The organism is Christiangramia aquimixticola, from assembly GCF_048285835.1.
Taxonomy (GTDB): Bacteria; Bacteroidota; Bacteroidia; order Flavobacteriales; family Flavobacteriaceae; genus Christiangramia; species Christiangramia aquimixticola.
On record NZ_JBLVTL010000004.1, the window covers coordinates 282,292 to 297,167 of the forward strand.

At 39.1% G+C, this 14,876-nt stretch carries 18 protein-coding genes; 8 read left to right on the top strand and 10 right to left on the bottom strand.

What is annotated here, in order from left to right; genetic code table 11:
* Positions 1 to 141: 141 nt before the first annotated feature.
* Positions 142 to 702 carry a DUF5004 domain-containing protein gene (locus ACNKXV_RS10460; protein WP_417907674.1) on the bottom strand — a complete coding sequence of 187 codons (561 nt, stop codon included), beginning with the start codon at positions 700 to 702 and terminating at the stop codon, positions 142 to 144.
* A gap of 347 nt (positions 703 to 1,049) precedes the next feature.
* Between ACNKXV_RS10460 and rplM the strand changes: the two genes are divergently transcribed.
* The 7 genes from rplM to ACNKXV_RS10495 all read left to right on the top strand — a co-directional run bounded on the left by rplM (position 1,050) and on the right by ACNKXV_RS10495 (position 7,330).
* Entirely contained in the window at positions 1,050 to 1,505 is a 456-nt protein-coding gene (gene rplM / locus ACNKXV_RS10465; protein ID WP_417907675.1) for a 50S ribosomal protein L13, read from the top strand.
* Positions 1,505 to 1,891, top strand: a complete 387-nt coding sequence (gene rpsI / locus ACNKXV_RS10470; RefSeq protein WP_417907676.1) for a 30S ribosomal protein S9 — start codon at positions 1,505 to 1,507, stop codon at positions 1,889 to 1,891. The genes rplM and rpsI overlap by 1 nt, the downstream gene beginning before the upstream one ends.
* Before the next feature lie 167 nt (positions 1,892 to 2,058).
* On the top strand, positions 2,059 to 2,958 hold the full coding sequence (gene rpsB / locus ACNKXV_RS10475; protein ID WP_417907677.1) for a 30S ribosomal protein S2: 900 nt from the start codon (positions 2,059 to 2,061) through the stop codon (positions 2,956 to 2,958).
* An 89-nt stretch (positions 2,959 to 3,047) separates the two neighbouring features.
* Positions 3,048 to 3,872, top strand: coding sequence for a translation elongation factor Ts (tsf, locus tag ACNKXV_RS10480; RefSeq protein WP_417907678.1), 825 nt, complete (start codon positions 3,048 to 3,050; stop codon positions 3,870 to 3,872).
* A gap of 390 nt (positions 3,873 to 4,262) precedes the next feature.
* Positions 4,263 to 4,985, top strand: a complete 723-nt coding sequence (locus ACNKXV_RS10485) for a tRNA1(Val) (adenine(37)-N6)-methyltransferase (RefSeq protein WP_417907679.1) — start codon at positions 4,263 to 4,265, stop codon at positions 4,983 to 4,985.
* Between the two features lie 51 nt (positions 4,986 to 5,036).
* Complete coding sequence (locus tag ACNKXV_RS10490) at positions 5,037 to 6,212, top strand: acyl-CoA dehydrogenase family protein (RefSeq protein WP_417907680.1); 1,176 nt, start codon at positions 5,037 to 5,039, stop codon at positions 6,210 to 6,212.
* Between the two features lie 332 nt (positions 6,213 to 6,544).
* On the top strand, positions 6,545 to 7,330 hold the full coding sequence (locus ACNKXV_RS10495) for a DUF3050 domain-containing protein (RefSeq protein ID WP_417907681.1): 786 nt from the start codon (positions 6,545 to 6,547) through the stop codon (positions 7,328 to 7,330).
* Positions 7,331 to 7,433: 103 nt separating this feature from the next.
* Here ACNKXV_RS10495 and ACNKXV_RS10500 read toward each other — a convergent pair whose 3' ends face one another.
* From ACNKXV_RS10500 to trmB, 7 genes are all read right to left on the bottom strand, one after another.
* Positions 7,434 to 7,769 (bottom strand): 2Fe-2S iron-sulfur cluster-binding protein, encoded by a 336-nt coding sequence (locus tag ACNKXV_RS10500; RefSeq protein ID WP_417907682.1) that lies wholly within the window; start codon positions 7,767 to 7,769, stop codon positions 7,434 to 7,436.
* A gap of 15 nt (positions 7,770 to 7,784) precedes the next feature.
* Entirely contained in the window at positions 7,785 to 8,846 is a 1,062-nt protein-coding gene (locus ACNKXV_RS10505) for an NAD(P)/FAD-dependent oxidoreductase (protein ID WP_417907683.1), read from the bottom strand.
* 28 nt (positions 8,847 to 8,874) lie between these two features.
* Positions 8,875 to 9,117: a NifU family protein gene (locus ACNKXV_RS10510; RefSeq protein ID WP_417907684.1), complete on the bottom strand. Its 243-nt coding sequence runs from the start codon at positions 9,115 to 9,117 to the stop codon at positions 8,875 to 8,877.
* Positions 9,118 to 10,251 carry an Mrp/NBP35 family ATP-binding protein gene (locus tag ACNKXV_RS10515; protein ID WP_417907685.1) on the bottom strand — a complete coding sequence of 378 codons (1,134 nt, stop codon included), beginning with the start codon at positions 10,249 to 10,251 and terminating at the stop codon, positions 9,118 to 9,120.
* 130 nt (positions 10,252 to 10,381) lie between these two features.
* Positions 10,382 to 10,726, bottom strand: a complete 345-nt coding sequence (locus ACNKXV_RS10520; RefSeq protein WP_417907686.1) for an MGMT family protein — start codon at positions 10,724 to 10,726, stop codon at positions 10,382 to 10,384.
* A gap of 2 nt (positions 10,727 to 10,728) precedes the next feature.
* Positions 10,729 to 11,352 (bottom strand): LysE family translocator, encoded by a 624-nt coding sequence (locus ACNKXV_RS10525; protein ID WP_417907687.1) that lies wholly within the window; start codon positions 11,350 to 11,352, stop codon positions 10,729 to 10,731.
* Positions 11,353 to 11,358: 6 nt separating this feature from the next.
* Complete coding sequence (gene trmB, locus ACNKXV_RS10530) at positions 11,359 to 12,033, bottom strand: tRNA (guanosine(46)-N7)-methyltransferase TrmB (RefSeq protein WP_417907688.1); 675 nt, start codon at positions 12,031 to 12,033, stop codon at positions 11,359 to 11,361.
* A gap of 75 nt (positions 12,034 to 12,108) precedes the next feature.
* Between trmB and ACNKXV_RS10535 the strand changes: the two genes are divergently transcribed.
* Entirely contained in the window at positions 12,109 to 13,161 is a 1,053-nt protein-coding gene (locus ACNKXV_RS10535) for a glycosyltransferase (RefSeq protein ID WP_417907689.1), read from the top strand.
* Here the strand turns inward: ACNKXV_RS10535 and ACNKXV_RS10540 are convergent.
* Together ACNKXV_RS10540 and ACNKXV_RS10545 are read right to left on the bottom strand one after the other, a co-directional pair.
* Positions 13,108 to 14,178 (bottom strand): sensor histidine kinase, encoded by a 1,071-nt coding sequence (locus tag ACNKXV_RS10540; RefSeq protein ID WP_417907690.1) that lies wholly within the window; start codon positions 14,176 to 14,178, stop codon positions 13,108 to 13,110. The two genes, ACNKXV_RS10535 and ACNKXV_RS10540, sit on opposite strands and share 54 nt — an antisense overlap.
* Complete coding sequence (locus tag ACNKXV_RS10545; protein WP_417907754.1) at positions 14,178 to 14,861, bottom strand: response regulator transcription factor; 684 nt, start codon at positions 14,859 to 14,861, stop codon at positions 14,178 to 14,180. The genes ACNKXV_RS10540 and ACNKXV_RS10545 overlap by 1 nt, the downstream gene beginning before the upstream one ends.
* Between the last annotated feature and the right edge of the window lie 15 nt (positions 14,862 to 14,876).

Below are 14,876 nucleotides of genomic sequence, written 5' to 3' on the forward strand. Positions count from 1 at the left end.
CTATTTTAATAGACCCTGATGATTCCCGGATGTGACACTTTCAAATTACTTTAGCATTTTTATAACAAAAAAAAGACCTCATAGCTCTTCAACTATGAGGTCTTATACAACTAACACTACAAACTATTTTATTAGTAAAATCTAGGATCTCGTATACTCCAGTTCTAAAATTCTTATTACTGAAGCTCTTGTATTCCCTGGATCTGATACATATTGATTAGATTCCATTTTTGTTATATCCAGACTAAAATAATCGGGACCTTTATTAATATATTTTTGATGTATATATTCCTGTCCGTTTAAATTCATAGTCAGGATAAGACTATCATTTCTTACTTCCCACTGCCCATTATCCATTCTGTCTGCAATACATTGAAAGTCGTCTCCATCGCCAGCTTCAAAACTCATGGTTGCGTTGTTGGTAATAAATGAACCATTGGAATCAAATGTTATGTACATATTATTGAAACAATCTGTTTCGTCCATTAAGTTTGTACTTCCACCGGGATTAGAATCCAGATCCACTTCAACATCAGAAGTTATTTTACTAAGCTCCCAGTGCCCTACCATATCATTATTTGTGATGGCCGTAAGATTGCTCATTTTAAGTTGTGCCTCTTCCTGAGCTTCATTCTTACTACATCCAATAAAAGAAATAAGCAGCAGCAGACTTAAATATTTAATTTTAAACACGTTATTCATCTGTATATAAATTTATTTACCGGACAAAACTACCATGAAAGCAAATAAATTTATGACTTTATTAACACATATTTTGTCGTTAATCGAACTTTAACGTATTTCATCTAAGTGGAAATGAGTATACATCGCCACTTTAGTAGGAATAATAAGTAAAGAATCATCTTATTATGCTGTTTTAGAAAAAGGAGAATTAATCTTCCTGAGAATCAACAGGTTTAAAGCAAATTAAATTTTCTCAGCCCTGTTTGCTATATGAATTTATAATTGTACATTTGCACCCCTGTTTTCCCGATTGAGATTCGGGTAAATGGGATTGGAATGTTTAATAATTAGTAAAATCAATTGGTGTGGACACATTAAGTTACAAAACAGTATCGGCTAACAAAGCCACCAGAACCAAAGAATGGGTTGTGGTAGATGCTGAAGGACAAAATTTAGGTCGTCTTGCTTCTAAAGTAGCATACCTGCTTAGAGGAAAGCACAAACCTAACTTCACCCCACATGTTGACTGCGGAGACAACGTAATCGTTTTAAACGCGCAGGGTATCAACTTGACAGGAAAGAAATGGGACGCGAAAGAATACATCCGTCACACAGGCTATCCTGGTGGGCAAAGAAGTCTTACAGCTGCTGAGCTTTTCGAAAAAGGTCCGGAGAGACTAGTAGAAAAGGCAGTAAAAGGGATGCTTCCAAAGAACAAACTTGGAGCTGAACTATTCAGAAATTTAAAGGTTTATGTAGGATCTGAACACGATCACGAAGCTCAAAAACCTAAAACTATTAACTTAAACGACGTTAAGTAATGGAGGTAATTCACAAAATTGGCCGTAGAAAAACTGCTGTGGCCCGTGTATATGTTTCACAAGGAGAAGGAAACATTACAGTAAACAAGAAAGACCTTAATGATTACTTCACTACCGGAACACTTCAATACAAAGTGAACCAGCCGTTAATGTTGACTGAAAACGAAGGTAACTTCGACATTAAAGTTAACGTATATGGTGGTGGTATTACCGGACAGGCTGAAGCAATCCGTTTAGCATTATCCAGAGCTATGGTAGCGCTAGACCAGGAAAATCATGGCGCACTTAAGCCAGAAGGTCTTCTTACTAGAGATCCTCGTATGGTAGAACGTAAGAAATTCGGTCAGAAGAAAGCCCGTAAGAAATTCCAGTTCTCTAAACGTTAATCTTATTACCGGATTGATTTCCGGGGAGTTCATAAAAAAATTAATTTTTTGTTGTTATTCTGTTCATGCCGGGCAGAAGTTAGTTTAGCATCTAAACGGTCAGGGCCGTACTATACAAGTAGCCACCTGATTGTTGCTATCTCAACAGAACGTAAACTATTACAAAAATGGCAAACAAAGTAGAAGTAAAAGAATTACTTGATGCTGGTGTTCATTTTGGACACTTAACCAGACGTTGGAACCCTAACATGGCCCCATATATCTATATGGAGCGTAACGGTATCCACATCATCAACTTATATAAAAGTGCTGCTAAAATGCAGGAAGCTGGTGAAGCTCTTGCAAAGATCGCAGCAAGCGGAAGAAAGATCCTTTTCGTAGCTACTAAGAAACAAGCGAAAGAGATCGTTGCTGAGCAGGCTGAAAAGGCTAACATGCCTTATATCACTGAGCGTTGGCCTGGTGGTATGCTTACAAACTTCGTTACTATTCGTAAAGCTGTTAAGAAAATGGCTTCTATCGATAGAATGAAGAAAGATGGAACTTTTAACTCTCTTTCTAAAAAAGAGCGTCTTCAGGTTGACCGTCTTAGAGCTAAGCTTGAAAAAAACTTAGGTTCTATCTCAGACATGTCAAGACTTCCAGCTGCGCTTTTCGTTGTAGATACTACACGTGAGCACATTGCGATCAAAGAAGCACAAAAACTAAACATTCCAATTTTTGCGATGGTAGATACAAACTCCGATCCACGTGAGGTTGATTATCTAATCCCATCTAACGACGATGCTTCTAAATCTATTAGCAAAGTTGTTTCTTATGTTGCTGACGCTATCGTAGAAGGTCTTTCTGAAAGAAAATCAGATAAGCCATCTAAGAAGAAAGAAGACAAGGCTTCAAAAGAAGAAGGTTTTGAAGATAAAGCTCCTAAAGCAAAAAAGGAGAATGCTGAAGTTCCTTCTAACGACGCCGAAGACAAAAAGGCAATGAAAGAAGCTAAGAAAGATGTTAAGCTTGAATCTAAAACTGAAACTTTAGAGAAAGCAAAATCGTCTAACGAAGAAGAATAAAATAACGTTTTCATAAAACCTAAAAGTCGTTTAGTTTCTTTCTTTACAGTGAGTTTCTAAACGACTTTTTTCAATAAAAAAACAATATTATGGCCAAGATAACCGCCGCTGAAGTAAATAAATTAAGAAAAGCTACCGGTGCAGGAATGATGGACTGCAAGAAAGCTTTAGTTGAAGCTGAAGGTGACTTCGATGCTGCAATTGAATTACTACGTAAGAAAGGTCAGAAAGTTGCTGCAAAGAGAGCCGACAGAGATTCTTCTGAAGGAGCTGCTATTGCCAACGTAAACGCTGACAATTCTAAAGGTGTGATCATCTCTCTTAACTGTGAGACTGATTTCGTTGCAAAAAACGATGATTTCATCAAATTGGCTAACGATTTCGCTGAAATGGCTCTTAACTATTCTTCTAAAAAAGAATTCCTTAAAGCTGATTACAAAGGTATCTCTGTAGAAGACAAACTTACTGAGCAAACCGGAGTTATTGGTGAGAAGATCGAGATTGGTGCATTCAAAACTTTGGAAGCTCCATTCGTAGGTTCTTACATCCACGCTGGTAACAAAATCGCTGTTCTTACAGGTCTTTCTAAGAATGTAGTAGGTGCTGAAGAAGCTGCAAAGAACGTTTCTATGCAGGCTGCAGCAATGAACCCGGTTGCCCTTAATGAAGAAGGTGTTGACCAGGCTACTATCGATAAAGAAATCGAAATTGCTAAAGATACTTTAAGACAGGAAGGTAAGCCAGAAAACATGCTTGACAAGATCGCTCAGGGTAAACTTCAGCGTTTCTTCAAAGACAACACTTTGGTACACCAGGCTTATATCAAAGACAACAAACAAAGCGTTGCTGAGTACGTTAAATCTGTAGACAGCGAACTTGAAGTTGTAGGATTTGAAAGAGTTGCTTTAGGATAAGCTCCTTTATATAAATTAACTAAAGAGGTTTTATTCATTTAAAACCTCTTTTTTTATATAGCTATTTTAAGGATAACGGCGAAGTCATTTCGAAGGAGCGTAGCGACTGAAAAATCTCAAAAATTATTCTGAAGTCGTTAGAGATCTCTCCCTTTGGTCGAGATGACTAATGAGAAAAACAACGTCATTTCGAAGGAGCGTAGTGACTGAGAAATCTTAATATTATTCTGAAGTGGTTAGAGATCTCTCCTTTGGTCGAGATGACTAGTGAGAAAAACAATGGCATTTCGAAGGAGTGTAACGACTGAGAAATCTCAAAATTATTCTGAATACGCTAATGATATCTCCCTTTGGTCGAGATAGCATAAAATCATTTTTTACTTTTACAATATGTCTCAACAACCTTTCAAATTCAAACAATTCACTATTCAACAGGACCGTTGCGCCATGAAAATTGGTACAGACGGAGTTTTACTGGGAGCATGGTCCTCACTGGAACATCAACCTGAAAGCATTCTTGATATAGGAACAGGCACCGGATTAATTGCCCTCATGCTAGCTCAAAGATCTGAAGCCGGCCTAATAGATGCCCTGGAAATTGAAGAAAACGCCTATGAACAGGCTGTAGACAATTTTGAGCAAAGTGATTGGGGAGACAGGCTTTTTTGTTACCACGCAGGCTTTGATGAGTTTGTAGAAGAAATGCAGGATGAAGAAAAATATGACCTCATCATATCAAATCCGCCATTTTATACTGAAGATTACAAAACCGGTGATGATAACCGCGATCAGGCCAGGTTTGCAGATGCGCTTCCTTTAACCGAATTGATAGTAGGAGCTTCCCTCCTGCTTTCCCAAAATGGTCATTTTGATCTTGTGATCCCTTTTACGGAAGAAAAGAATGCCCTGGAAATCGCAGATTCACATAAATTATTTCCACTTAAGATAACCCGGGTAAAAGGCACTGAAGGTTCTCCGGTAAAACGCAGTTTGATAAGTTTTGGTTTTGAGAAAAAAGAAGCTATTATCGATGAACTTATTCTGGAAATTTCCAGACATAATTATACCGAAGATTTTAAAAAACTGGTATCTCATTTCTACCTGAAATTATAATTGTTTCAAATAAAAGACTTGGTTACATTTGTTGGAAACAACTAAACAAAAATGAAACCAGATCTTTTTCAGGCTCTTGATTATTACAATCTTGACGAGCTCTTAACCGATGAACATAAAATGGTACGCGATGCCACACGCGAATTTGTGAAACGTGAGGTATCCCCCATAATTGAACAGGCTGCACAGGACGCCAAATTTCCAGATCAACTAATCAAAGGTTTGGCAGATATTGGTGCTTTTGGTCCTTATATTCCTGAAGAGTATGGTGGAGCAGGTTTGGATCAGATCTCCTACGGACTCATCATGCAGGAAATTGAAAGAGGTGATAGTGGAATTAGATCCACCGCTTCTGTACAATCTTCACTGGTAATGTATCCAATCTTCAAATACGGAACCGAAGAACAGAAAAAGAAGTTTCTTCCTAAACTCGCTTCAGGAGAAATGATTGGATGTTTCGGATTAACTGAACCGGACCATGGTTCAAATCCGGGAGGAATGACCACCAATTTTAAAGATAAAGGTGATCACTATTTACTTAACGGTGCAAAAATGTGGATCTCCAATTCGCCTTTTGCAGATATTGCCATAGTTTGGGCAAAGAATGAAGAAGGACGTATCCATGGTTTGATCGTGGAACGTGGAATGGAAGGATTCACCACGCCTGAAACTCATAACAAATGGTCCCTTAGAGCCAGTGCCACCGGAGAACTAATTTTTGATAATGTAAATGTTCCCAAAGAAAACCTGATGCCGGGTAAATCGGGATTAGGAGCTCCACTTGGTTGTCTGGATTCCGCCAGATACGGGATCGCCTGGGGAGCAATTGGAGCAGCGATGGATTGCTACGATACCGCGCTTAGATACGCCAAGGAAAGAGAGCAATTTGGAGTACCAATTGCCGCTAAACAACTTCAGCAAAAGAAACTGGCAGAGATGGTAACAGAGATCACCAAAGCCCAGTTAATGGCGTGGAGACTTGGAACCTTAAGAAATGAAGGAAAAGCAACTTCTGCACAGATTTCCATGGCGAAAAGAAACAATGTGGAAATGGCCATTAAAATTGCCCGTGAAGCAAGACAGGTTTTAGGTGGAATGGGAATTACCGGAGAATACAGCATCATGCGCCATATGATGAACCTTGAGAGTGTGATCACTTATGAAGGTACTCATGACATTCACCTGCTTATTACAGGTTTGGATATCACCGGGCACGCCGCATTTTAAATAAGCGTCATCCTGAACAAATTCAGCATGATATTTTTCTATAGTAAATCAAAACAAGGGCAGCGTTTACAACGTTTGCCCTTTTTATATTTCTCACAACATACACTTTTTAAAGGTTTCGGTTTTTTCGCAACCACTCCTTCAATTCTCAAATAATCTTTAGACTTATTTGAATAGAATATCAGTACAAAAACACCAGCGGCTGCCTTCAGAATCATAATTATAATTTAAAGGAAATCACTGATTTTCTGAGTTAAACAACTTATAAAAAGACCGAATGGTTTTTAAAATTATAATACAGAAATTAACTTTGTGAAAAACATGAAGGCCGTATGATCAATGAGATAAATGAGAGCTTAAAACCTCTAACCACCCAATTATTAAATCACCCACTATACTCAAAAATTAACACCCCAAGACAGCTACAGATTTTTATGGAACACCATGTTTTCGCTGTCTGGGATTTTATGTCTCTTTTGACCGCTTTACAGGAAAAGTTGACTAAAACAACTAATCCATGGTTACCTATTGGAGATCCGGAAACAAGGTATTTGATCAATGAGATCGTTCTTGCTGAAGAAACAGATATAGACATGAAAGGGAACCGGCAAAGTCATTTCGAGATGTACCTTGACGCCATGACCGCTGCAGGTGCGAGTAAAGAAAAAATTGAAGACTTTTTAATGCAGGTTACTCATGGCACCGACATTTTCCTGATAATAGCCACCAGCAAACTTCCAGTAAGCATTAAACAATTTCTGAAACATACTTTTGAAGTTGTTTACAGCAATTCGACCCACAAGATTGCTTCAGCATTCACTTTTGGACGCGAAGGACTCATCCCGGCAATGTTCTCCTCCATCATTGAGAAAGTACAGCATAACTTCCCTAAAGAGGATCTAAGGCAGTTTAAATACTATTTTGACCGTCACATTGAACTCGATGAAGATGAACATGGACCCATGGCTTTCAAAATGGTGGAACAGTTATGCGGAACAGATAAAAAGAAGTGGGAAGAAGTTAAAAGAACCGCGAAGGAATCTCTGAAAAGCCGAATTGAACTGTGGAATGGGATCGAAGCCGAAATATCAGAATTCGCTGAGCCGGCAGAGGTATAAATCAATCAATTACTAAAGACTTCAGTCCATTCCTTAAATGAAAAAAACCAATATCTCTATTGGTTTTTTTCATCTGTAATTTCTTTAAAAACCAGGAAATCTATTATTCTGAAGCAGGGGCAATTCTCACCTCCAGGCCATCCAGACCTTCGGTAATAGGGATCTGGCAACTAAGCCTGCTATTATCTTCTACAAAAAATGCCTGATCCAGCATATCCTCTTCCTCATAGCTTTTTTCCGGAAGCATATGTTCAAAATTAAGAATATAACACTGACAGGATGCACACATTGCCATTCCTCCGCAAATTCCAATAGTCCCTTCGGCAGCGAGCTCATATGAACGGATCACCTCCATAAGATTCATATTCATATCTGTTGGAGCATCTACAGTGTGCGCTTCCCCTTCGCGGTCTATAATGGTTATTTTAACGTCAGACATTTAAAAAATTAATTTCTAATTGATACTTTTTACAACCTCGCGCTTAGCTTCTTTCTTGCTCCCATCAAAACCATTCACTCCACTAACAGTAGTATATTTCATCACATATTTCTTATCTGGATTGATCCTTTGATAAGCGCTCTGGCACATGATCGCAGCTTCATGGAAACCACAAAGAATAAGCTTTAGTTTCCCCTTATAAGTATTCACATCTCCAATGGCATAAATACCCGGAATGTTGGTTTGATAATCGTAAGAATTATCAACTTTGATCGCATTCTTTTCGATCTCAAGACCCCAGTTAGCAATAGCCCCTAATTTTGGCGACAATCCAAAAAGCGGAATAAAGTAATCTGTAGATTTAACTTCCTCGCCTCTTACCTCATCTTTATGCCTTATAACTACAGAATCAAGCTGGCCTTCACCTTTAAGGTCAACCACCTCTGCATCTGTTATAAGTTTGATCTTCCCTATCTTGGATAATTCTTCTACTTTTTCTACAGAATCCAGTGCTCCGCGGAAGTCCTTTCTTCTATGTACCAGTGATACTTCTGAAGCGACATCTGCAAGGAAAATACTCCAGTCTAAAGCAGAATCACCACCACCGGCGATCACAACTTTTTTATCACGGTAAACTTCAGGATCCCTTATAATATAAGCAACCCCTTTATCCTCATAATCTTTAATAGAGGGAATTGGCGGTTTTCTTGGCTCGAAACTACCCAGCCCACCTGCGATCACAACTACGGGAGCATGATGTTTGGTTCCATGGCTGGTAGTAACTATAAAACTGCTATCTTCCTGTTTATCTATGGTTTCTGCTCTCTCCCCCAAAGTAAATCCGGGTTCAAAAGGTTTGATTTGTTCCATTAGATTATCTACCAGATCACCTGCAAGAACTTCGGGAAAACCCGGAATATCGTAAATAGGTTTCTTAGGATAGATCTCTGAACATTGACCACCAGGTTGAGGCAATGCATCAATCAGGTGACATTTCAGTTTTAATAATCCCGCCTCAAAAACGGCGAAAAGTCCTGTGGGACCCGCGCCAATAATAAGTATATCGGTTTTAATCATGCTTTTAATTTCAATTAGCAGTAGAACATTATCTATCGATGTTCACTACTTTTTCTATTTGGGGCACATATTTTTTGATCGTCATTTCCACACCACTCTTCAAGGTCATCTGGTTTACAGAACAGCCTACGCATGCGCCTTCTAACTGAACTTTAACCAAACGATCGTCTTCAATGGAAACCAGTGAGATATTTCCGCCATCGCTTTCCAGAAAGGGACGTATCTCTGCCAGTGCCTTTTCAACATTAATTCTTACCTCTTCGCTATTCATCTATTTTTTATTAACCGCACTACAACCGGCCATAGTGGTGATTTTAATTGCTTCGGTTGGAGGAAGATCTTTATTTCGGTTCACCGTCTCCTGTACCATATTTCTGGTAATATATTCAAATGCGGTTTCCAAAGGAGTTCCAGTCTGTAAAGCTGCCGGTCTTCCAATATCTCCCGATTCTCTTAAACTTTGTACCAAAGGTATTTCTCCAAGGAATGGAACCTGAAGGTCTTCAGAAAGATTTCTCGCTCCTTCTTTTCCAAAGATGTAATATTTATTTTCCGGCAATTCTTCCGGAGTGAAATATGCCATATTCTCAATAATTCCCAAAACAGGCACATTGATACTTTCCTGCTGGAACATGGCCACACCTTTTTTCGCATCGGCAAGCGCAACATTTTGCGGGGTACTTACAATTACAGATCCTGTAATTGGTAGTGATTGCATGATGGAAAGGTGAATATCTCCGGTTCCCGGCGGAAGGTCTATAAGCATAAAATCAAGCTCTCCCCAGGCTGCGTCAAAGATCATCTGGTTTAGAGCTTTGGCGGCCATAGGCCCTCTCCACACAACTGCCTGATTCGGCTTGGTGAAAAATCCAATAGACAGGATCTTTACTCCATAATTTTCTACCGGCTTCATTTTAGACTTTCCATCAACGTTTACCGATAATGGTCTTTCTGCCTCAACATCAAACATAATTGGAGTAGATGGCCCGTAAATATCGGCATCAAGGATTCCTACCTTGAAGCCCATTTTTGAAAGGGTCACTGCAAGGTTGGAAGTAACTGTAGATTTCCCTACTCCTCCTTTCCCGGAGGCAACAGCTATAATATTTTTAATTCCCGGAATGGCTTTCCCTTTAATTTCAGGTTTCTTTTCCGGCGCCTGAACCTTGATGTTTACTTTGACTTTAGCCTTATCGTAAACTTTTTCATGGATGACTTTCATCACATCCACTTCAGCTCTTTTTTTGATATGTAATGCGGGAGTACTTAATACAAGGTCAACAACCACCTCGTCGCCAAAAGTCATGACATTTTGCACTGCCCCACTTTCAACCATATTATTCCCTTCGCCTGCTACAGATATAGTTTCCAGGGCTTGTAAGATCTCTTTTCTGTTCAATTTCATAGACCGATTTTAATCAGATTCTTTAGCTTATATAGACTGATTCTAAATGCAAATATAATTGGAAAAGCTAAGAATACGAAGAATTTAGCAATATTAGATTTATAGGAGAATAAGCGGGAATTATAGGCTTTTAAACTCCCTGTAATCCCTCTAATTCTGTCATGGGATCCCAGAATAATTCTTTAAAATTCACAACTTTCATATCCTGAACTTTCACACCTTCCTCTTCCAGCAATAGTTGCATGGCATTAGTACCGGAAAAATGATGCTTGCCGGTTAGAAGACCATTCCGGTTTACGACCCGATGGGCAGGGACATCCTGATCGTGAGAAGAATTCATGGCCCAACCCACGATCCTCGCGCTTTTAGCTGAACCCAGATATTTCGCGATAGCGCCATAGGAAGTTACCCTTCCTTCAGGAATAAGCCGGCAAACTTCATAGACCTTCTCAAAAAATCCGGAATCGTTTTTCACATTTATGCGTTTGAGATTCGAATGATTGCAATTATAATAAGGATCAACATTAAGGCAGCCATGAAGTAATTAGAATATTTCGCAAAGGTTTCTGCCTTCTTGTCAATTTTATCAAAAAGAACAACATACAGATATAAGGCGCTAAAACTACCCAGACAGGCAGCTAAAGCAAATGAAGTGTTTAGAGACCAATCGTATTCTATGTTTCCACTTAGGTCCATAGCTCCGGCTATGGCAACAAAATATGGCACCGGAAAAACATTAAGACTTGCTACCAGTATTCCTTTGAAAACACTATTGGCATTAGCTTTTTGTTTATGATGTTTTATTCCCTTTTTATGCCGGGCCTGTATAAAGAAGTATACTGCCAGAATACAAAAAACCACGAGACCTGCGCGCAATAACATTTTGCGTACATACGGATTCTCAAAAATATACCTGGCCAGTAATACAGCGATCAGCGCCTGAATTAAAACAACCAGCCCTGCCCCTATCGCAACATACAAACCGTTTCTTTTACCCTTTTCAACGCAGGTTTTAGCCACGGTCATATTCACCAGCCCGGGAGGAACCACGCCAATGAATGCTGCCAGATATGTGATCAGGAAAAGTTTTGTTTCTTCCAATACCCCTTATTTAATCGTGAATTGTATATAAGTTATGGGTTTACCTTTTTCAAGATACTGTTTTTCGTAGAAAGTTTGAATTCCGGTAACTTCTTTTGGAGAATATTCATTTTTATAAATATCGTGGTGAGCATACAACACTTCCTGACCCTGCCCATGCAACAGGCCTAAGGTATAACCATGCATAAATTCTGAATCTGTTTTTAAGTGCATAAGTCCACCATCTTTTAAGACCTGCTTATATCTCAACAAAAACTCAGCGTTGGTTAATCGGTGTTTGGTTCGCTTATACTTGATCTGAGGATCGGGGAAAGTGATCCAGATCTCGCTTACCTCATTTGTTTCAAAAACATGTTCGATTAGCTCAATTTGAGTCCTGATAAATGCAACATTATCCAAACCTTCTTCAAGGGCAGTTTTTGCACCTCTCCAGAATCTTGCTCCTTTAATGTCTATCCCTATAAAATTCTTGTCCGGGTTTTGTCTGGCAAGTTCAACGGTATACTCGCCTTTTCCGCAACCAAGTTCCAGAACTATTGGATTGTCATTCTTAAAAAAGTCTTTACTCCAGTTTCCTTTCAGCTTAAAAGAATTATCGGTGAGTTCTTCCCTTGAGGGCTGTATCACATTATCGAACTGTTCGTTTTCTTTAAACCGCTTAAGTTTATTCTTGCTTCCCACTTAATTTTAATATTTTGGTAAAATTAAATAAAATCGGTTAGGTGCCGGTAAGAATACATTCGTAATATACCGAAGATGCGTATTTTAGTAGCTCCCCTCAACTGGGGACTTGGCCATGCCACCCGTTGTATTCCCATTGTTAAAGAGCTTGAGTTCGCTGGATTTGAACCTGTTATCGCTTCTGATGGTGAAGCACTAAAACTTCTGAAAAAGGAATTCCCTCACTTGATTCATCTCAAACTTCCTTCTTATAAAATCAGATATACCAAAAAAAGTCGATTGCTTAAGTGGAAACTTCTGGCAGAATCTTTCAGGATTCAAAAGGTAATTAAAGCGGAACAAATACAAACCGAAGCGATCGTCAGGGAATATGAAATTCAGGGGATCATATCAGACAACCGGTTTGGTGTGCGCAGCAACAGTCTGGACAAGCATGTTTTTATAACGCATCAGATAAATGTTTTAAGCGGGAGGTTTACTTTTTTGAGCAGCTTTTTAAACCGGAGATATTTAAAAAAATTCGATCAATGCTGGATTCCGGATATGGAGGGAGAAGACAATCTTAGTGGAAAGCTGGGCCACCCGCGACAGCTTCCTGAAAACTGCAAATATATTGGTGTTCTAAGCCGACTCGAAAAAACAGAATCTCTTAAAAAATATGAGTATTTAATTCTATTAAGCGGGCCGGAACCTCAACGAAGTATCCTGGAAAAAATAATGCTAAAGGAATTTAAGAACACTACTTCCGAAGTAATAATGGTTAGAGGAACATTTGATGGCGCTAACCTTTCAGTTTCTAATCAAAACCTAAGAATTGAAAACCATCTGTTTGGAAAAGCTCTTGAAAAGGTAATGAATGAAGCTGAATACATCATTTCCCGCCCGGGCTATACCACGCTTATGGATCTGGCGAAACTGGAAAAGAAAGCTTTCTTCATCCCGACGCCGGGACAGGAGGAACAAAATTATCTCGCTCAAAGATCACAGGATAAAAAAATTGCAGGCTTCTGCCAGCAGAAAGATTTCAGCCTTTCCCAATTACAAAGAATCGAAAATTACTCCGGACTCCAGAACTTAGGATTCAGCAACGACTTCAGAAACCTTTTCCTGTTTTTCAAGAGTGAATGAGAATTCACTTCCTACTTCAAAAACACTTTCAACAAATATCTTTTCGCCGTGGGCTTCAAGAATGTGCTTTACAATAGAAAGACCTAAACCAGACCCACCCTCTTTACGGGAACCGCTTTTATCCACTCTAAAAAACCTTTCAAATAAACGGGGAATATGCTCTTTTGCTATTCCTTCCCCATTATCGGTTACTCTTACAATAATTTTATTCCTTACAAGATTCTCTATACTAATTTCTGTAGTCCCCCCGTGTTTCCCGTATTTAATGGAATTCACTATTAAATTGGTTAGGACCTGCTGAATACGATCACGATCTGCCCGCACATACACCGGCTCAATATAATCCATGTCAAAAGTGAGGGTGATATTCTTTCTTGCAGCCTTCATCTCCAACAAGTCAAAGGAGGCCTGAATAAGTTCGACAACATCAAAAGTCTCCAGGTTTAAATGCAGATCCCCTACTTCAAGTCTGGTGATCATATCCATATCTTTTACAATATAAATAAGCCGTTCCACTCCTTTATTCGCACGGGCGAGATATTTTTTCCTTATCGCCTTGTCTTTATGCGCCCCGTCAAGCAACGTAAGTATATAGCCCTGAACAGTGAATAAGGGCGTTTTAAGTTCATGCGAAACATTTCCAAGAAATTCCTTTCTATATGCCTCTCTCACTTTTAAAGTCTCTATCTCCAGTTTCTTATTCTCGGCAAACTTTTTCACCTCCCGGGTAAGGCTGGACATATCTGTAGTGATCTGGTTAGGAGTCAGGGTTGCGGAATCCAGTAAAGTTACATTATCATATACCTTTTTAATCCTTCGGTAAATAAATCGCTCTACCCTGTACTGGATAATTAGAAAAGAAAATAAATAGGTGAGTATTGCGAAGAAGATAAGCACCCAGAGTACAGAAGAGAAATCAATATATAAAATAAGGGCCATGAGCCCGCTTAAAAAAACACTTATATAAAACGCAGTTCTAAGGGCAAATCTATATGATCGTTTAAATTTTTTTGACATTAAACCACGAACTTATACCCAACCCCTTTAATGGTTTTGATTTTCTCGTCTCCAATTTTTTCCCGCAACTTTCTAATATGCACATCAATAGTTCTACCTCCAACTACAATATCGTTTCCCCAAACCTGATCCAGGATATCTTCCCGGGTAAAAACTTTTCCAGGGCGGGAGGTTAAAAGAGATAGCAGTTCAAACTCTTTTCTGGGAAGTGCCATCTCATTGCCGTCCTGCGTTATTTTGTACTCATCGCGATCTATGGTAACTCCACCAAGATCGATAACATCTGCATTTTGACTCTCCTCTCTGTATCTGCGTAAAAGGGCCTTTACTTTACTCACAAGCACTTTTGGTTTAATGGGTTTGGTGATATAATCATCGGCTCCGGCTTCAAAACCTGCCATCTGGGAATAATCCTCTCCGCGGGCAGTAAGAAAAGTAATGATAGTATGTTCAAGCTCAGGTAATTTCCGGATATGTTCACATGCTTCAATGCCATCCATTTCCGGCATCATTACGTCCAGAATGATCAAATGCGGCTTTTTCTCTTTAGCCAGCTTTATAGCTTCAACCCCATTTTTCGCGGTTATCACCTTATATCCTTCAGATGACAGGTTATACCCAACAATTTCGAGAATATCGGGTTCATCATCTACCAGTAAAATCTGAATGTCCTTTTTCTTCATAAGGGAGACCGCTAT